The following is a 19,935-nucleotide window of genomic DNA, read 5'->3' as shown; positions in this document are numbered from 1 at the left end:
GGAACATCCCTTGTTGAAAGGCAAGTATGGGTTTTTTTGACGTCACCGGGTGGGGATTCTTATTCGGAATCCTCGCAGTGACCATCATCGTTTTCGTGCTGGGTGTGCTCCTGCTGCCGAGGCTATCGGCTCCCGGCCCCGCCAAATATGTGGCACAGGCCGTTGCGTTCGTCGTGGTTTCTGCCCTGGTTCTGACCACGGCCACCGCCTGGCTCAACAAAGAGAACAATTGGTACACCTCGTGGGACGACGTCTTCAATGGAACGGACACGGCCGCCGCGAGCCCCAGACAGACTTTCGGGCAGAAAGCGGCAAAAACGGTTCACGCCTTGCCCATTTCCGGACAAGCTTCGGATAAGCAGAAAGACCCCGCCGCAAACCCCGCCTTCCAACGCAAGATCAAAAACGGCTCATCGAGCAGCACGTACTTTTCCGTGAAATTGCCGGGTCAGGTCAGCGGACAGAGCTACGACGTCATGGCTTGGTTGCCCGCGTCGTATTTTGAGAATCCGGAACGCTTCTACCCGGTGATCATGGGCTTCAGCGGTTTTCCGGGTTCACCCGAGACCTATTCGAAATCCATCGACTACGGCCACCTGATCGAAGACGCCGTGAGCCGCGGCAAACTTCGCGAATCCATCTTCGTGGTTCCAGCGGTCTATCCCGGCGACTACGACAGCGAATGCGTGGATGGCACGCAGTCCCAATCCGGCGGAACCACGCCCAAGGTTGAAACCTTCATCACGCAGGACGTCGTTCCGTGGGTCAAGCAGAATTTCCGAGTTTCGGACGATCCCCGCGCTTGGGCCTTGACCGGTTACAGCGCCGGCGGCTGGTGTTCGGCGATGCTGAGCATGCGGCATCCGGATCTCTTCTCGTCGTCAATGATCCAGGCCGGGTACTTCGAACCGCTCTATTCGGCCAATCAACAGTGGAATTCTCACAACGACCCACGGTACGACCTACAGAAATTGGCCGCAGAGAAGCGCCCCGACACGAATCTTTACTATTTCTCGAGCCAAGACGACACGCTCTCCTGGCCTTCGGTGAACGACTTCAAAGGCAAAGTTGGCGGCCCCACGTCCCTGACCTTGGATTCCATCAAATCCGGCGGGCACCGCCAAGAGGTCTGGGTGCCGGGTATGACCAAAGGCCTGAATTGGCTCGGACGCACCAGCCCGTTTTTCGCCCCACTGACCTGAAACCAAGGGGAAACTATCCATGAAGACCCAGACCAGAGCTAGCCGAAAAGCCACCCGGCACCTCCCAGGATCCCAGCCGGGGCGGCGAATCGCGGCGTTCATGACGTGGGCTTATGCTCTCGCGACGCTCGTGAATGTCGCCCTGCTCATCACGCGGCCCTCTCGGCACGGTTTCGTCGAATTCGTCTTCGGGATCCTGAATATCCCGGCCGAGCGCAGCCTGATCACCCTGGTGGTCGCCGCTGTCACCTTCTGGGCCCTTCTGCGGCGCAAACGAGCTGGGCTCTGGGCTGCGATGTTCTTCCAGCTCACGGGCGTTGCCCTCGGAGCCCTGACGGCGCTCACGTACCCGGCCTCCGACGTCCCGCCGCAAATCGTTGCAAACAATCCGTTGCTGCACCCGGTCTGGGACTATGTCGGCGGCGTCGTCGGAGTCGTTTTCCTTATCCTGCTCTTCCGAGCTCGCCGGGAGTTTCCTGCCCGCATTCGCGGGGCTTCGTACGGAGCCGCGATGCTCGTCCTCGTGGCCGGTTTCCTGCTCGCGGTCCTGGCCGCTTGGGCATTCCTTCCGTTCCATTCGTGGGGCGATCTCGGGGCATTACTCCTCCGCGCGACCGGAGTGACGTCGCCAGCCGTCATGTCGCATCTGCCCAACGTGCATCGCTGGCACATCCAGGCCGTCTCGACGATTTACGGCCTGAGCGCGATCGTGGCGATCTGGGTCTTTCTGCGATCGGCCCGCCCCGTGCACTCGTGGACCGGCGAACGCGAACTCCATCTGCGCGAATTGCTCCACGAGCACGGTCATCAGGACTCGTTGTCCTATTTCGCGAGTCGCCGTGAGAAGTCCACTGTCTTCTCCTCCGACGGTCGTGCGGCCGTAACGTACCGGGTCTTCGGATCCGTCTCCCTTGCTTCGGGCGATCCCGTGGGCGAGAGGGCTTCCTGGGAGGGTGCGATCCTCAAATGGAAGTCCGAGGCCCGTGAATACGGTTGGATTCCCGCTGTGATCAGCGCCAGCCGAGACGGGGCACGGGCGTACACCCGAGCCGGCCTGTCTGTGCTGGGAATGGGCGACGAGGCAATTCTCTATCCGGACCGGTTCTCGCTGAACAACACCTCTCTGACCGAGGTCCGCCACAGTGTGCAACGCCTCGTAAACGAAGGGCTCTCCTACAGGATCAAGAGGCAGAGCGAGTTCACCCAGGACCAGTTGGACCAGTTGGTTGCCCTGGCGGACGAGTGGCGACACGGCAAGGTCGAACGCGGTTTCTCGATGGCGCTCAATCGTCTGGGGGACCCGGCGGATTCTCGGACGATGTTCATGGTTGCCGAGACGCCAGAAGGCCGACCGGTCGGGCTTTTGTCCTTCGTTCCATGGGGGGCCAATGGCCTGTCCTTGGATGTCATGCGGCGGTCCCCCGAGGCGCCCAACGGTACAACCGAATTCATGATCGTCAAGATGATGGAAGAAGCCGAGTCGCTGGGCATCGCCAGGGTTTCGCTGAACTTTGCGATGTTTCGCGAGACCTTCGCACGAGCGGAAGAACTCGGCGCCAACCCGCTGACCCGATTCGGTTCTTCAGTTCTGGGAGTACTCGATCGATTCCTGCAACTCGAACGGCTCTACAAGTTCAACCAGAAATTCGGGCCCACATGGGTCCCGCGGTACATCTGCGTCGATTCCTATGTATCCATTCCCAACGTTGGCGTGGCGTGCGGCATCGCGGAGGGCTTCCTGCCGGCGTGGCTGGGCGGCAAGCCCGCACGGGAAGGAAGTCTTGGCCGGAATGAGCTGGAGCGCCTGACGGAGATCGAGCGCCGGCGCGTCGGCGCGGACGATCTCACACCGAAATGGTCCGATCAAACGAGGCACCGCATCAAACACCTCGAGCAGATGCGTGAGGCCGGCTACGAGCCTTATCCCAAAGGAACGGGTGAAGGCATCACCGTCAGCGAGTTCGCTTCTCGTCTCACGAATGCGGGCGTGCAGGAACCCTCCCTTCAGGCCGGCCGCACTCACACCGACGGAACGACGTCCTCCCCTGCCGTGTCCGTCAACGGCCGGGTCCGGTCGATGAGACGCCACGGAAAAGTCACTTTCCTGGACCTCTACGAACACGGCACCGTGGTCCAGGCGGTGCTCGACGAGTCCGTGTGCGGTCCCGACATGCGAAAACGAGTGCGTTGGATCGACTCGGGAGACTACGTGCTTCTCCGCGGGCGCACGGGCGCCTCGCGCAACGGCACACCTTCGCTCATCGTGGAAACCTGGGAGGTCATTTCCAAGTGCTTGCACCCAATCCCATTCGATTCCTTCACCGATCCCGAGGCTCGTCTGCGACGTCGATCAATGGACCTCATCGTCAATCCCGAGGAATCGAAGCGCTTGCGGATCCGATCCACCACGATCCGCGCGATCCGTCGAACCCTTGATGACCAGGGATTCCTCGAGGTCGAAACTCCGATGCTCAACACGATCCACGGTGGGGCCAGCGCGCGCCCGTTCAAAACCTTCATCAACGCATATGGAGTGGACCTGACGCTGCGCATCGCTCCCGAGCTGTATCTCAAGCGACTCGTCGTCGGCGACATGGGACCTGTCTACGAGTTGGGGCGAGATTTCCGCAACGAAGGCGCTGACTCCACGCACAACCCCGAATTCACAGTCCTCGAGGCCTATCAGCCGTACGCCGACTACAACGTAATGCGCGAGTTGACCGAACGGATCCTCAAGCACGCCGCTCGGGAAGTCTTCGGGAAGGAGTCCTTGCCGCTTCGGCTCGGCGACGATCCCAAGGATCCTCGTCAGAGTACTGTGCTGACGGATGTCTCCGGTGCTTGGCCCGTCGTCAGTGTCTGCGACGCCCTCTCGGAGGCGGTCGGTCAACCCATTACTTTGGACACCGACTTCGAAATCCTGATGGGTCTGGCCCGCGAACACGAGATTCACGTGAGGGACGACATGGGTCCCGGAGCGGTCATCGAGGAACTTTACGGCGAGCTCGTGGAGGCCAAGACCTCCCGGCCGACGTTCTACAAGGACTTCCCGGTCGAGACGTCACCGCTCGCGGGGCCGCACAGAGCGGATCCGCGTTTGGCCGAACGGTGGGATCTCGTAATCAACGGTACCGAGATGGGAACCGCATACTCCGAGATGGCCGATGCGATCGAGCAACGGCGTCGGTTGACCGAGCAGTCCCTCAAGGCGGCCGCGGGCGACATGGAAGCCATGCAGATCGACGAGGATTTCCTCGACGCGCTCGAAACCGGTTTGCCGCCCACGGGTGGGCTGGGGATCGGCATCGACCGGCTCATCATGATGCTCACGGGCGCACCGATCCGCGGAGTGCTGGCATTCCCGTTTGTCCGTCCAGGAGCGACGCCGCGCCTCAAATCGGCTCCTCGAAGCGTCAGCGGGCCCGACTCCGCTTCGGTCGAATGAGCCCGTTTCAGTTCACGGCGGCCGCAGCCGGCCTGGGGATCGGGGGATTCGATCCGGCGCCGGCCTTGATCGCCGCCGTCTTCATGGCCGCACGTCCCAGCGGGACCCCTCAAGCCATCCGGACGGTTCGGCGCGATGTCCTGTGGTTCGGGTTGCTCCTCATCGGTGGGACCGCAGCCTGGGGCATCGGTTTGTCCCGGCTGCTCGGAGAACGGTTGGCTGGGGTCCCCTGGCATGGCCTGTTGCGTGCTGGCGGATGGGCCGCCGGCATCGAACTGGCCGTCGCGGTTCTGGGCCTGTGCTTCGCGGGTTACCGGTGGGCACATCGCTCGGACCCGCCGCAAGAGGAGAAGGCACGCAGTAGGGCCGGGCTGATGCTCGTCGCTGTTGGATTCGTCGCCCTCGTGACCGCGGACATGCCCTTCGTCATCACCATCGGGCTGTCATCCCACCAACCACTGTGGGCGGTGGTCCCGGCCTTCATCATGTGGGCGATCATTTCCCAGGTTCCACTGTTCATTCTGTGCGTCGCCGTTTTGTTCAACAAACATCGACGGGTCTCCAGCGTCATCGGGCGCGCGTGGGGCTCATTGCGCAGGTGGGTTCGGATCGCGGTCCCCATCGGAATCGCATCCGCGAGCCTGTTGCTCTTGATCGATTCCGCCCGCTTCTTCGTTCTGGGGCATTTCCTGATCGGCTAGGCACGGTGCAACCTCGCTCCCCTCGGCCTTGGCATTGGGGTGACCTTTCACCGTAGGCATCAGTTCGCCTCCCTGGGCCCCACGCCAGTGCTTCCGCGCGTGCATGAGGACCGCGGCCCACGAGGCCGGATGGCGGCGGAGCAGCTGGATGAAGGGGTTCATTGGCCTAACTGCGCTACCAAGCCTCAACGAAGGCCGCTCCGCCTCTACCTAGCTTACGTGCTCGCAATCGGAGACTGAAGGGATAAATCGAGTACTTGGTAGTGCAATTAGGTGCAGGATTTCAGATATTGCAAATTTACCCCACCTGTCATACCTTAAGGGTGGTTCACGTCACCGAACTGTGGATGGCGCGGACCGTTCAGACCGACCATGTCCTCGATTGGAGATCCTCATGCCCGCAAAGTTTTCCTTCACCGAGCTCTACGACGGGTGCAAGCCCAGAGGCCCAGGCGCCCTGACCATCGTGACTGAGTTGAAACCGGCCGGAGGTGAACATGCGACGGTCGCCCCGCCCAAGTATGTAGACGGTCGAGGAAATGCCACCTTCGCGTTCGAAACGAGATACATCAGCGGGCAACCGATGATCGTCGTCGTGGTGGATCAGAAACAGAGTGTCAGCAACCGGGACGAAACCACCGTTCTCCAAGCCCGCACCGATGAGAGTTCCCCGGCTTATCAGGTTCTGTCACGGGTCCCGACTATCCGAGTGTCGTACGGAGAAGAATCTTTTACTGATCTTGATCTCCCCGGACGCGGCTTCGACGGCCACATTCGAGCAGGCCAGATCGACGGGCAGCCAGCGACCCATCACGAGAGGTACAAGGCGCTCCGCGACTCTTCTCTGGCTGATGCCTCGGCTGTCTTCAGCACAGCACCGACTATGGCTGTGTACGGGGGGTGGGACGCAACACGGAAAGCCAATCAGGCACGGTTCCGTACAGTCTTCACCGGAGAAATAATCGGTGTGACTGCTGATCAGACCGAGACAGGGCGGGAATCGCCGACTCGTGGCGCAGGACGGGTCGATGTCGTTTCCCCCAGCGTCAAGATGGACGGCAAGACTTTGGAAAGGATCTTGGAGACTCAAAAGGCCGAGTTGTCCGAGAAGAACATTGCCAAGCTCCAGGATGAGATCAAGAAGGCCAAGGGCAAGCCTGTTTCCCTGGCGGCGCTGGGTCTGGGCAATATCCCCCCGGGGGTGGATCAGAACCTCGGTGGGGTGGCTTGTTCCAGGATCATTCGTAGCCGTGTCCTGAGCTTCGCTGCCCTGCGCCAGCTCCGCTTCGGAGGCAACGCCGAGTCCGATGCGGCCCATCGCGCTGTACTGGCCGCCTATGGCCTAGTGGCCTCGGCGCTGTCCGCGGAGGAGTTGGTTTTGCGTGCCAATTGCGATCTGCTCGAAGCCGCGGCTCCGAAAGTGAGCTTGGATCAGCGTCATGGACAGACAAAGGATTTGGCGCCCATTGAGGTTGAGGACGCCGTCGCTCTGTTGGAAGAGGCCTTGGAGAATTTGAAGACTGTTGCCGGGGTCGAGTGGAACGGTGAGGTCCTTGAGGTTGTGGGTGATCCAAGCATTAAGGCTTCTGCTGTCTCCGATGAGCCGGAAGAGGCCTAAGAATGGCTGTGGCTATCACCGCTGAATTCCCTTTTGGGGTCTATCGCGGGCATGGTCCCAGTGGATCGGCCGAGCCTTTGCCTGAACAGCCCAGGCTCTACTCTGCTCTGGTCCATGCCGCCTACACCGGTTCCACCGCTACCCGGTCGCCTGACTATCCCGAACGATTAGTTCCCTCAGACAGCTGCTTGGCTGCGTTGGATTGGTTTGAGGCGAATCCGCCGCAGTATCTTTCTGTTCCTGAGGTCTTGCCCGTGGCGACCACTGAGCGGGTGGTCTACCGGAACGAGGGCTACTTCGAAAAAGACCCGAGCACCAAGGCAATTAGGAAGAAAATCCGGGGAAAGCCCCTCTCCGATGGTTTCGCGCTACGTTCTTCCGTCAGCTGGGCGTGGGATTCGATCCCCGCCGATGTTGCTGAGGCCCTAGAGAGTTTGTGCGCCGATGTTGGATATTTGGGTGAAACCGACAGTCCCGTCTTTCTCCACGTCGTTCGCGATGTCGCACCCACCCATCGTCGGGTCGAGGCTCCGAGCAGAACTGACATTCTGAACGGGGAAGTACTCCAAACCGTTGATCTGGGTCGGCGTCGTATCCTGGACGCCTGGCACGACGGGTTACATCCATACGGCAAGAAGGCGTTCAAGCCGGAGAAACACGCACTCACAGCACCGACGTCGCCTCCGGCCACTCCGCGGGACGGGATCCGCAACGCGGTGTACTCTCCGATAGGCGAGAAGATCCAGGACGCACCATGGGCCAGGATTCTGCTGATTCCCGTGCAGATTCGGGGAAAGAATCCGGCCCCTGCGAAGCGGCGGAAACTGATGGTCGCGGCTCACCAGACGCTGACCCGCCTGTTGGGCGATGCAGACCCTTCCGGGCTAATCACCGGACGCGGGAACATGGCCCGCGGTAGGGCCAACGGACTGGCTTTCCATTTACTCGATCAGGACGAGATCAGGCTGGTCTCGGGCAACCGGCAGAAAGCGCACCTGGCGATCATGATTCCCCGCGGTGTGGATGGAAACGACCTCCAGCTGGTATTGCGTACCGCGGAGAAGATGAATCGCATCTACACCCGTGACGCCGGTGTCCTTGTTATCGACCGAGATGAAAGGACGGATAGTCTGCTCGATGGGGCCAGTTTCTGGAAAGCCCCGCGCGAGGGGTTCATCCGCGAATGGGTCACGCAGAGCCCGGCTGTAGCCGAGCGCAAAACGAAGTCCATGGGCGATTTCACCGATTTTGACGTGACCCTGTTGTGGAGCTTGACCAACGTTTTCAAAGGAATGGTCGACGGCCTGGATTCAAGCAGAACACCGGCCGAGAGGATCCGTGCGGTTGTTCAGGCGATGATCGGCGAAGACCCCGCCACTACACCCTCCCTGCGTACCGATCAATACGTGACGAAGCGGCCCAATGAGCTGGTGCACAAGACCAATGGGAAATTACCGGTGCGGGCGTATACCGCAGGTATCCGCGCCAACGAGCTGATTTCCACTCAGATGGTCGTAGCCGTGGGGCAATCACGTCATTTCGGTGGTGGCCTGTTGATTCCGAACGATACTGCCCCTGGCGGGGAAAAGGACGCACAATGAAGTTGACCGCTGACCGATTCCCAGAGTTCTTCGCGGCCGTCTACGGGGATCAGATCCATCCCTACCGTTGGCAACAACAGATGCTGGAGTCGATACTGGAAACCGGCCGCTGGCCCGAGGTCCTCGATGTTCCCACCGGTGGTGGCAAGAGCGCTGTCATCGACATTCACGTCTTCGCCAATGCCGTTGACCAGCAACGATTTGAAGACGACGTCCCCGGCCCGCGGGTGCCCCGCCGCATCAGTACTGTGGTCCCACGCCGGGCGATTGTGGATCAGCAATTAGACCGTGCCACCGTCCTGGCGGGAGTTCTCTCCGAGGAGGCGACCGGGATCCTGGCCGAGGTGCGCGAACTGCTGATCCGCCGCTCAACCCCAGAAGGCTACCCCGAGTCATCTCGTCTTCCCTTGCGCGTGCACCTGTTGCGCGGCGGTACAGCCGCAGTGGCCGCCACGGGCCGGTTCGGGTCGGCCCGGGACGATTGGACCAATTACCCGGCTGCCGTGCAGGTCTTGTGCGCGACCCCGGACATGTTGGGTTCCCGGTTGCTTTTCCGCGGCTACGGAGTCTCCCGTCGTGCCCGTTCCCGTGCTGCTGGACTGTTGGGTTATGACCATGTGGCTGTCATTGATGAGGCCCATCTGAGCAGACAACTGGTAGATACGTTCCGGCGCATCAGTTCCATGACGGCCCGCTGGAGCCCCGTCTCGGAGACGATTCCTGGCCTTCAGGTCTGTGCCGCCACCGCAACCCACGACCCAGGGCAAGGGCAAGGGCAAGACGAGAACGCCGTCTGCTTGGACTGGGATCATTTGGAACCTCACCTTTCCGGCATCCTCACCACGCCGAAACAAGTCGAGTACCGCGGCATCACCGCGTGGAATGGCACCTCTCGCAAGGCCCGCGCCGAACATATTCGGTCGCTCATGGAATCAGTAAAGGAGATCCGTGCGGATTCGACGGGCCTGGTGGGTGTGGTGGTCAACAGGGTCGCTACGGCCGTGGCCGTTCAGGAGGCCGCGGCCAAGGCCGGGTTGAGCACCCGTCTCGTCGTCGGGCCCATGCGTTTCGGTGCCACGGGCTCCCTGGACTTTGCCGGCGTCGATCTCGTGGTTGCCACCCAGACCATTGAGGTCGGTGTGGATATAGATTTCGCGGGCATGGTCACCGACTTGGCTACGGGCTCGGCCTTAGTCCAACGGGCTGGTCGGGTCAATCGCAGCGGAACACGCCCTAGTGCCCGGGTCATCGTCGTCGGTCCGGAAAGAACCGATCCAATCTCTTCCGGCGCGGCGCTGCCATATCTCGCGACGGATCTTCATGATGCGAGGGATTGGGTCCTCCAACGTGCCGCCGGTGACGGGATCAGTCCCGGAGCTCTCAAGCTTGCCGGGGCACCTTCGGCGGCACCTGAACGGCCGGTGTTTTCGCATCTGGATGCCTCCGATGTGCGCCTGTTGGCTCGCACCAGTGAAACGCTGGTGGCCGATCCTGACCTTTCTTTCTGGCTCAGGGACAGCTTGGACCAAGATAGCCCGGAAATTCGCGTCATCGGCCGGCGCCTTCCCAGTTTGGCGGCGCCGGAGTCCGTTACCGATCAGCAGGCGGAGGAAGCCCAGGCGGAGGTCGTGGATGCGACCTACCAGCTGTTGCCCCACCTGGTCTTCGACGACTCCGAAGCCTATCCGACCACACCCGTGGGACTACGCCGTATCCTTCAGAACAAGCACGTCTTGGAGAACTATCAGGCGTGGGTGCGCCGTGACGGTGACTGGTTTCTCCTCCAAAACGCCGAGAGCGTACTTCCCCATGCGCAGCCGATCAGTAGCCTCCCGTTGCGGGCCGGTGATTTAGTGGTCCTGGACGCGAACCTTCCGTGCACCATCGGCATGGACAGCGCTGGGGAGGGCACAGCTGATGAACCAGGTGTCGTCCTTGCTGCGGAGGGTCAACGGCCCATCGGTGACTTTTCCACCGATGCATCGACCGGCGTGATCGTTTTCCACCACGATGGCTCCGAGCGGAAAGACACGACGGAAGGCACGCGTGTGTGCAGGGCAGCGCACGATGAGGCGGTGGCAGAAGACGGCACCATCGATGCCACGCTGTTGCCCACGGCCCGGTTGAATACGGATCACGTTGTCTACGATGTCGCCGTCGGGCCGGCTACCGCCATGACTGGCGGGGAGCCTGCCTGGGTGGTTTGTAGACGCCGCGATCCTGAAGGACAGGGTGTGCAGGTCGAGGTCTCCCCCAACGCCCAGCCGGTACTGCTGGAGACCCACCAGGCCGATGTCGCGGATCGGGCCAGGGCGCTGGGCCACAAGCTGGGCTTGCCGACCGGTCTGGTCGAAGCTCTCGCCGAGGCCGGCCTTCACCACGACTCCGGCAAGGTCTCCGAAGCGTTCCAGGCCATGCTCCGAGCAAACGGAACCAACCCAACCACGGGATGGTCCGAGAACCGGATCCGAGAGATCAAAGATGCACAGGAAAAGAGCGTCTACGCCAAAAGTCTGGGCCTGGTGGCCCAGCCCAGCAAGACGGTGACACCTGCCGTGACCGGGTGGCGACACGAGATGTATTCAACTGCCATGTATTGGGCTGACTCTGCCGACGGTTCAGAGATTTTGCCTCAGCGGGCAGGCACACGTGAACTAACCGCCTGGTTGGTGGGCACGCACCACGGCGAAGGACGAAGCGGGTTCCCCCTCAGTGTGCCGGAAGCGATCGTCGGAAATGCCCGCAGCGATGTCAAAACCGCGGCACGGCAGCTGTTCGCAGAAGGACTCTGGGATGACCTGGCCGCCCTGTTGAATCAAGACCTCGGCCCGTGGGGTTTGGCCTACTTGGAGGCCCTACTCCGAGCCGCTGACGTCACTATCTCCCAGGAGGGACGATGAGCGCCATAACTATCGGAGGCGACTACCACACGCTACTGTCTCACTGCGCCCTCTGGGGCGCGGCCTCCATCTTGGCCAATGACCTGGGCCCGTCGCGTGTTCGGGCCGGATGGATAGACCCTGACAACCCCGGGGCAGTGGTGAACCCGCAAGCCGTCATCGAAGTTGAGGGGAGCAGCCCCGAAGAGGCCGGAGCAGTCATTCGTGATCTGGCGTTGATGGTCTCCTCCAGCCAGCACTGGGCCGCTCAAGCCAACTGGACAGACAAAAAAGGTGACCACGCTGTGAGTCTGTTGACTCCCAGGACCGGGTTGCCCGAGACGAAAGACCTCACCGGCAAATCCGCGCAATGGTGGCAGGCCTTGGAGGACCAACGGGCCCGAGAAGTATCCGAGCTCAGCCCTCTGGAACAGGATATGGTCCGAAGCCTCGGGGCGAGATCCTGGTGGCTTTCCGAAGCCAAGGGCCTGAGACCGGATCTGGGGGCCTCTCCATGGGAGATGAAGACCCGCAACCGCGGTGAAGAGTTTCTGGCAAACCGGTTCCTGCCCTTGGCCAAGGAAGTTGCTGGCTGGGAACCGGCCATGATCTTGACCGGACTCACCGGCCAGACATGCAATGACGTTCTCGGCCGAAACAAACCCGACTCCCGGACCGCAACCGGCTTGGCCCAGCCCGGCCCCTGCGATAGCGCCCTAGCCTGGTGTGCGTTCTGGGCTCTGACCGCGATGCAACCGGTCCACCAGACCCAGCGGTCGACACCAGGAGGGAAAGGCCTAGCTGCCCCCGAACCGTCTCCGTACGCAGGCAGAATCCGAGGACGGTACATGGCAACCAAAACCGAAACTCTTGTTCTAGCCGTGCCGGACGGGTTGGTCTCGCCCTCGGCCTGGGCCCGCATCCAACGCAGCAGGCCGTTGACCTACATACTGGACCGTACTGATACCGAACCCGTGGCCGTCGAAGAAGCACGCGCACAATTACGCGCACAACGGGTCTCAGCGGCTGTGTCTTTCGCTATCTCTCGTTCCGATAACCCCAGCGCCCCTGAAAGAAGGGCGCTTCATGGATCGGAGGTACTGATGTGAGCCACAGAGTTGATTCGCAGCAAGAATCTATACCAATTGGCTGGGTGACGCACCATCAATTCTGTCCTAGGAGAGCTTGGCTGGAAGCCGCTGATGAGAAAAGCCGTCAGTCAGCACAAATTGAACAAGGAAATTTTGAGCATCGACGAACTCACGATCCTGGTCAGAGTGGTAGTGCTACGTTCCGTGCTGTGGATGTTCGATCAGAAGAATGGGGTATTCATGGCCGGATTGACCTGGCGGAGGGCGATCCGGAAACGGGAGTAACACTTCTCGAGTACAAAGCCACGCCTGTTCGCAAAATCCCAGAAATAACACCTGCCCACAGGATCCAGCTGACTCTTCAACGCGTTGCCCTCCGGGAAGCGGGCGTGCCCGTAATTGCTCAGGGTGTGTACTTCACCGGCCATAAACGAAGGGTCTTGATTGACCTTGATGGTAGGGATGAAGCCCAAGCTTACGAAGCGGTCAAAGCTACTCGTGAAACGGTAGATTCCCCCGTGGCCCCTGCGCCCTTGGAGGACGACCCTCGATGTCAAGGCTGTTCGCATGCCGTGGTGTGTCTACCTGAAGAGCGAAAGCTCGAAGAAATCCCCCACCAAATACGGGTGGCCAACCCGGATGGAAACGTATTACACGCCACCACCCAAGGCTCTCGTGCTTCCGTGTCCAAGGGGCGAGTCATTATCAACAAATTCGATGATCAACTCGCCTCTCTGCCGATAGAAAAAGTGCAAGCTATCGTGGTGCATGGAAATGTCGACTTATCCGGTGCTTTAATCCGAGAGTTCATGTGGCGGGGCCGTTCAATAGTCTGGTGCACAGGGACTGGACGAGTGGTGGGGTGGTCTCAACCTGCATCAATGCCTAATGGAGGCGCACGCGCCCAGCAACACGTTTCCAGCGTTGAAGGGAACCTTCCACTAGCACGAGAATTTGTTCTCGCTAAGATCGCGAACCAAGCGACTCTAGCCAGAAGATACGGTACTGCAAAAGAGGTCATTACATCACTGCGGTCACTCCAGACCGTCGTGTCTAAGGCATGCTCGGTCAGCCAGATCATGGGCGTGGAGGGCAAAGCTGCCACGCTGTATTTCCAGCAACTCCCTAAACTGCTTCAGTTCAAGGATAAACCGTGGTTAGCGGCGGGTTTTACAGGCAGAGTCGGTCGAGGCGCTGTGGATCCGGTCAACGTCGCGCTCAATTATGCCTATGGCATGCTCGCCGCGGAAGCGATCCGAGCTATAGCGGCTTGTGGCCTCGATCCTCATGCTGGTTTTCTCCATAGTGGAGGCAGAAACAAGCCAGCATTGGCGCTAGACCTCATGGAGGAATTTCGCGCCCCTGTAGCTGATTCCGCGGTGTTCCGAGCCTTCAATAATGGAGAGTTAAGGCAGGAGTCCTTCAACTCGGCGTTGGGGTCAGCCAGGCTGACAGACCAAGGACGAAGGGCAATCATAAGGGCTGTGGAACAGAGGATTTCCACCGAGTTCCGCCATCCGATATTCGGATATTCCGTCTCGTGGCGACGGGCTATAGAGATTCAAGCGCGGTTGGTATTGGGTGTTATAGATGGGACACAACAGTCCTATCGGGGGATAGTTACTCGATGAGCCGAGATGATGCTAGGCGTTTCCTGGTTACCTACGATATTCCGAGTGATAAGAGGCGAGCTCGAGTCGCAACTGAGCTGGGCCATTATGGTGATCGGGTCCAATACAGCGTATTTCTCTTCGACATATCCCCAGCCGCGATGACACGCCTCAAGTCGGGGATTCTTGAGATGATCAATTCGTCTGAAGACTCCGTATTGGTATGTGATCTTGGCCTTGTCAAAAAACTGTCTGACCAGACCTTTCAATATCTCGGCATTGAAAGGGAGGACCGAGATGACTCGCTGATGATATATTGACCCACCCCGTCGTGCGAGGGCTTCATTGATGCGAGATCTTCGGCGAGCCGTCGCGAAGAAAACTACTAGTCACACGCTAGTTTCAAAAGACTCACCCGGAATCGTGCTCTTCTACACTGTCAATTACACCGAGCCCTCGCATACCGACGCGTATGCCCATATGGCTGTATAGTAATAAAGCCTGCTGTCGCCTCACCTTCTAGGTGGGGCCTTCGTTGAGGGGCCCAAGAACATCGCCAGAGATCGTGTTACTTGTCCTGGAAGTCGCCTCACCTTCTAGGTGGGGCCTTCGTTGAGGGGGGGGCTGGCAGCAAATCCATGACCAGTTCGGATCACAGTCGTCGCCTCACCTTCTAGGTGGGGCCTTCGTTGAGGGGGGTACAACTCGATCACGGTCAATAACCACGACGCTAGTCGCCTCACCTTCTAGGTGGGGCCTTCGTTGAGGGAAGCATGTGGGGCGTGTGTCTCGTGTGGTGACGGCTGTCGCCTCACCTTCTAGGTGGGGCCTTCGTTGAGGGCGCAAAGCACGCAAACAGTTCCTCGCCCAGTGCGCAGAAGTCGCCTCACCTTCTAGGTGGGGCCTTCGTTGAGGGGCGGACCCTACCGGGGACCAAGCAGCCGCACGCGCAGAGTCGCCTCACCTTCTAGGTTGGGCCTTCGTTGAGGGAGATTCGGGAATGACTACGACTCTTACCGGCATACGGCACCGGTCGCCTCACCTTCTAGGTGGGGCCTTCGTTGAGGTCGGGGAATGACTGTTCAGCCATTAGTTTGTCTCCCTGTCGCCTCACCTTCTAGGTGGGGCCTTCGTTGAGGGTGGGATGCTGATGGCCGCCCTGTGGGTAAGCCGTGGTCGTCGCCTCACCTTCTAGGTGGGGCCTTCGTTGAGGGGCAGTCTGAGGCTGATTTGTCGAACGGTGAAGCTTTCATGTCGCCTCACCTTCTAGGTGGGGCCTTCGTTGAGGGGGAGAGCGAAGAGGTCACTGCCGAAATCCTCGACGTCGCCTCACCTTCTAGGTGGGGCCTTCGTTGAGGGTGTGAGAGTCATAACCACCTCCTTCCTTTCTAGTACCGTCGCCTCACCTTCTAGGTGGGGCCTTCGTTGAGGGCAATGCCAATCCTTCGGGTTCTTCGCCCGATGAATCGGTCGCCTCACCTTCTAGGTGGGGCCTTCGTTGAGGGTGGCCGGAATCGCAGAAGAACCGCCCAGCTTCGCCCAGGTCGCCTCACCTTCTAGGTGGGGCCTTCGTTGAGGGAGGTCGATCCTCTCGGCAGGCGAGCGGTCCTCGGTCCTCATGTCGCCTCACCTTCTAGGTGGGGCCTTCGTTGAGGGATGCAGGCTTGTGGGGAGTTCTTTGATGCGGTGATGACGGTCGCCTCACCTTCTAGGTGGGGCCTTCGTTGAGGGGGGAATAAGGCGCATGCTGACGCGGATGCCTTGTTCACGGTCGCCTCACCTTCTAGGTGGGGCCTTCGTTGAGGGTAACCGCAGGTACGACCCCGGAAACCGGTACCCGACGTCGCCTCACCTTCTAGGTGGGGCCTTCGTTGAGGGCTGGAAAGAGCCGCCCGGTTGGACGGCTCGTTGTGTTCGGGTCGCCTCACCTTCTAGGTGGGGCCTTCGTTGAGGGAAGGCGGGGAATGCGAACCAAGAAGGTTCGCATTCAAGTCGCCTCACCTTCTAGGTGGGGCCTTCGTTGAGGGCAGACTCGCCCCGACCGTAACAAGGACGCTTCCTAAGTCGCCTCACCTTCTAGGTGGGGCCTTCGTTGAGGGAAGTGTGTGCCTGTCCTGCCTGTACTTCATTGACAGACGGTCGCCTCACCTTCTAGGTGGGGCCTTCGTTAAAGGATCGGGAGTCCGTCCTGCGCCAGTCTATAGCCCCGTTGCCTGCGGGCCTGTGCGGCCTGAGAGTGGTGGTGTTAGAGATGGGCCGGGCCCACCCGGTTGTTGCCCGGTGAATCCGTGGTTACTAACGGAACTAGCACCCGCATAGGACACGTAACAGGTCAGCAAGAGCCCGAATCACTGATGCGATGCCGATCAGGGTCCGCACCAGGGTCGGGCTTTTTGCTTCCCTCCAGTCCTGTGCTCAGGTGTATGGCCCATGAGCCTGTCACCTCCGTATCTGACCCCCGCTCTCCCCGGCGCAGGTCTTGGTTAAGTCCCGCAGAGTAGTCGCCTAAAAGGTGACCACCATAAAAGCGCCCCGTCACCCCAGGCTTCCCAGCCCGAAGACCCCCAGGGCCAAGACGAAACCGACGACGCCTATCAACGTCTCCATCACGGTCCAGACCTTGAGCGTAGTGATTTCGTCCATGTCGAGCAGATTCCCGACGAGCCAGAAACCGGAATCGTTGAAATGGGACAGAACCACGGAACCCGCCGCAACGGCCACGACCATGGCGGCCAGCTGGAATTCGTTGTACCCGGCTGCCGCAACACCCGAAGAGATCAGCCCAGCCGTGGTCGTCAGGGCTACCGTCGCGGACCCCTGGACAACTCGTAGTGTCGCCGAAATGATGAACCCAGCCAAAATCAATGGGATACCGAGCCCGGACAAGGACGAGGCCAGGGCGTCGCCGATCCCGCTGGCTTGCAGAACACCGCCGAACATTCCGCCGGCACCGGTGATCAGGATGACCGAACACACCTTGGGCAGGGCCCCTTCCAGGAGATCCTGGGCCTGCTTCTTCCGCAAACCTTTCCTCCACCCGAAAACGACCAATGCAACCATGAGCGTCACCAGGAGCGCGACGGGCGTCTCCCCCAGCATGACCACGAATTCGTACCAAGGCTGGTCTGAGACTCCTTCACCGAGCACTCCGGCGTCGGACAACGCCGAAAGACCCGTATTGGCGAAGATCAGAATCATCGGGAGCAAAAGTATTCCGACGACGGCCATCCAGTGCGGCGGCTCCTCGACGTCTCGACTTTCCGCAACGCCCATGGTCTGGGGAACGGGCAGATCCACGCGTTTCCCAACGAACTTCCCGAAAAGATACGCGGACAAATACCAGGTCGGGATCGCGACGACGAGACCAACGAGCAGAAGGACCCCCAAATCCGCGTGGAAAAACGAGGACGCCGTAACCGGTCCTGGATGGGGCGGGACAAAAACATGCATCACGGAGAACGCGCCTACCGCCGGGATACCGTACAGGAGCATCGATCCACCGACCCAACGCGCCACCGAAAAAACCACCGGGAGCATGACCACGAGACCCGCATCGAAGAATATTGGGAATCCGAACAGCAACGAGGCGATGCCAAGGGCCAACGGCGCTCGTTTTTCCCCGAAAACGTGAACCAACCGGTGGGCCAAGGAACGCGAACCACCCGACGATTCGAGCAATGCGCCCAGCATCGCGCCCAAACCGACCAGAAGAGCCACGGTCCCCAAGGTGGTTCCGAACCCTTGGGTCACCACGTCGACGATGCTCCCCATAGGTATTCCTGCTGCCGCCGCTGTCAACAGGCTGACCAGAATCAGAGCGGGGAAAGCGTGGACCTTGAGTCCGATGATGAGGAGGAGAAGAACAACAACTGCCCCCAACGCGATAAGCAATAACGGGCCGGCACCAAGGGTTTGCGACCATCCGTCGACGTTCATGGGTGCATACCTTCCGTCATGTTTCGGAGGTGGATCCAGCTTCGAACGATCAACCTCAATTTGTCTGCAGTCGATGGAAATTACCGGCCGACTGGCGTGAACACGAAACTACCTTCTGCGGATCCCGCTGTCCGTCAAGGCGCGGGTCAAATGGTCAGGTAACTTGCAGTCATGACAAGCTATATGAAAACGGCGCACCAAGCGATCGACGGCGCATGCGACAGCTTGCATGCCCTCGGGTTCGAGGTTTCTCGGATCAACCGTTAGGGCCGCAAGAGCCATCAACCGTAACCGCACCTCATCACTCGAAAGTATTCACCATGGACGCATTGACCGACCTCGTCACCAACGTTGGCGACTTTATTTGGCAGGGCATGTTCATTGTCCTGATCGGCATAGGTCTGTACCTGACGATCCGCACACGCGGGGTACAGTTCCGGTCGATCCCTGAGATGTTCAGGATCCTGGGGGAACCCAGTGGTAAGGACTCCGAAGGCCGAACACAGATCTCCTCGTTCCGCGCTTTCACGATCTCAGCGGCTTCGCGAGTCGGAACGGCCAATATTGCCGGTGTCGCCCTGGCGATCAGCATCGGCGGGCCGGGAGCCGTCTTCTGGATGTGGGTCATCGCCTCAGTCGGCGCGGCCAGCGCGTTCGTCGAGTCGTTGCTCGCCCAGCTCTATAAGCATCCCGGCAAGGATGCCTACGTCGGAGGCCCCGCCTATTACATGCAACGCGGACTTCGTGCCCGCTGGATGGGCGTCGCCTTCGCGATCATCATTTGCTTGACCTATGGCTTCGTATTCAACACGGTTCAGTCGAATTCGATCGTGGACGCAATCTCCCAGTCCACCGCTTCCTTCGCTCCGGGTCTTGCGGAGAGCATGGGCCTGAAAGTCGTTCTTGGCGTGATCCTGGCCGTGCTGACCGCGGTCATCATCTTCGGTGGTGTGCGTTCGATTTCCTCGTTCACCCAGGTGATTGTGCCGGTCATGGCCGTCATGTATGTGGGACTCGGCCTGGTCGTGGTGGTCATGAACATTACCGCGATTCCCGCCGTCTTCATGCAGATCATCGAGGGCGCCTTCGGCATCCGGGAATTCGCGACGGGAAGTCTCATGGGCGTGATCGTCCAGGGCGTCCGCCGCGGGTTGTTCTCCAACGAGGCCGGCATGGGTTCGGCCCCGAACGCCGGAGCCACCGCAGCTGTTTCCCACCCTGCCAAGCAGGGATTCGTGCAGTCCTTGGGCGTGTACTTCGACACGATCCTCGTCTGCTCGATCACCGCGTTCATCGTGCTCCTTTCCAAACCGACTTTCGGAGACGAAGCGGCGGGCGCATCACTGACGCAGACGGCCTTGGCAGACCAGTTGGGCGGTTGGGCCGTCCACTTCCTGACCGTAGCGATATTCCTGTTCGCTTTCTCTTCCGTGATCGGCAACTACTACTACGGCGAATCCAATATCCAATTCCTGACCGAACGGAAATGGGTCTTGCAGGTGTACCGGATCGTCGTGCTCTTGTGCGTCTTCGGCGGGACCATTGCCGCTCTGGACCTGGTCTGGTCGCTCGCGGACGTCTTCATGGCCGTCATGGCGTTGCTGAACCTCATAGCCATCCTCCTGCTGGCGGGTGTGGCTTCGAAGGTCCTGAAGCACTATGAGCGTCAGCGCAAGGCGGGCAAGGAACCGATCTTCCACGCATCGGACATGCCGGAAATTACGGGATTGGAGACCTGGGACGGCGGAGACGAGGTCACAACCCGTCAGTTCTGGATCGATCGGGAGGCCATGCGCCAGCCCGCCAAAAAATAGTGGATATTTAATATCCACGACTCGTCGAAGGGGTATGC

11 protein-coding genes and 1 CRISPR repeat array are annotated in these 19,935 nt (G+C 60.2%); of the genes, 10 read left to right on the top strand and 1 reads right to left on the bottom strand.

Annotated features, from left to right (window positions below):
- The first annotated feature begins 26 nt into the window (after positions 1-26).
- The 9 genes from EWR20_RS08475 (at position 27) to cas2 (ending at position 14,467) form a co-directional block, all read left to right on the top strand.
- The gene (locus tag EWR20_RS08475; protein ID WP_129360244.1) at positions 27-1,202 is read left to right on the top strand and encodes an alpha/beta hydrolase; all 1,176 of its coding nucleotides are present in this window, start codon (positions 27-29) and stop codon (positions 1,200-1,202) included.
- Between the two features lie 19 nt (positions 1,203-1,221).
- A complete protein-coding gene (gene lysX, locus EWR20_RS08470; RefSeq protein WP_238147673.1) occupies positions 1,222-4,647 on the top strand; it encodes a bifunctional lysylphosphatidylglycerol synthetase/lysine--tRNA ligase LysX in 3,426 nt (1,141 codons plus the stop codon).
- Complete coding sequence (locus EWR20_RS08465; RefSeq protein WP_129360243.1) at positions 4,644-5,348, top strand: hypothetical protein; 705 nt, start codon at positions 4,644-4,646, stop codon at positions 5,346-5,348. The genes lysX and EWR20_RS08465 overlap by 4 nt, the downstream gene beginning before the upstream one ends.
- 394 nt (positions 5,349-5,742) lie before the next feature.
- Entirely contained in the window at positions 5,743-6,966 is a 1,224-nt protein-coding gene (locus EWR20_RS08460; RefSeq protein WP_129360242.1) for a type I-G CRISPR-associated protein Cas7, read from the top strand.
- 8 nt (positions 6,967-6,974) lie between these two features.
- Positions 6,975-8,567, top strand: a complete 1,593-nt coding sequence (gene csb2, locus EWR20_RS08455) for a type I-G CRISPR-associated protein Csb2 (protein WP_165000999.1) — start codon at positions 6,975-6,977, stop codon at positions 8,565-8,567.
- Positions 8,564-11,467 (top strand): type I-G CRISPR-associated helicase/endonuclease Cas3g, encoded by a 2,904-nt coding sequence (gene cas3g / locus EWR20_RS08450; RefSeq protein ID WP_129360240.1) that lies wholly within the window; start codon positions 8,564-8,566, stop codon positions 11,465-11,467. The genes csb2 and cas3g overlap by 4 nt, the downstream gene beginning before the upstream one ends.
- Positions 11,464-12,555, top strand: a complete 1,092-nt coding sequence (locus EWR20_RS08445) for a hypothetical protein (RefSeq protein WP_129360239.1) — start codon at positions 11,464-11,466, stop codon at positions 12,553-12,555. The genes cas3g and EWR20_RS08445 overlap by 4 nt, the downstream gene beginning before the upstream one ends.
- Positions 12,552-14,168 (top strand): CRISPR-associated endonuclease Cas1, encoded by a 1,617-nt coding sequence (cas1, locus tag EWR20_RS08440; protein WP_129360238.1) that lies wholly within the window; start codon positions 12,552-12,554, stop codon positions 14,166-14,168. The genes EWR20_RS08445 and cas1 overlap by 4 nt, the downstream gene beginning before the upstream one ends.
- Entirely contained in the window at positions 14,165-14,467 is a 303-nt protein-coding gene (cas2, locus tag EWR20_RS08435) for a CRISPR-associated endonuclease Cas2 (protein WP_129360237.1), read from the top strand. The genes cas1 and cas2 overlap by 4 nt, the downstream gene beginning before the upstream one ends.
- Before the next feature lie 186 nt (positions 14,468-14,653).
- Positions 14,654-16,321: a CRISPR direct-repeat array (repeat unit 36 nt; unit sequence GTCGCCTCACCTTCTAGGTGGGGCCTTCGTTGAGGG).
- 361 nt (positions 16,322-16,682) lie between these two features.
- Here the strand turns inward: cas2 and EWR20_RS08430 are convergent.
- Positions 16,683-18,083 carry a GntP family permease gene (locus EWR20_RS08430; RefSeq protein WP_129360236.1) on the bottom strand — a complete coding sequence of 467 codons (1,401 nt, stop codon included), beginning with the start codon at positions 18,081-18,083 and terminating at the stop codon, positions 16,683-16,685.
- Positions 18,084-18,403: 320 nt separating this feature from the next.
- On the opposite strand from EWR20_RS08430, the gene EWR20_RS08425 reads away from it, so the two are divergent.
- A complete protein-coding gene (locus EWR20_RS08425; RefSeq protein WP_129360235.1) occupies positions 18,404-19,897 on the top strand; it encodes an alanine/glycine:cation symporter family protein in 1,494 nt (497 codons plus the stop codon).
- Positions 19,898-19,935 lie beyond the last annotated feature (38 nt).

This window comes from Rothia uropygioeca, assembly GCF_004136585.1.
In the GTDB taxonomy this organism is placed as follows: Bacteria; Actinomycetota; Actinomycetes; order Actinomycetales; family Micrococcaceae; genus Rothia.
The sequence above is the reverse complement of the archived record's forward strand: the minus strand, read 5'-3'. Positions and strand labels throughout refer to the sequence as shown.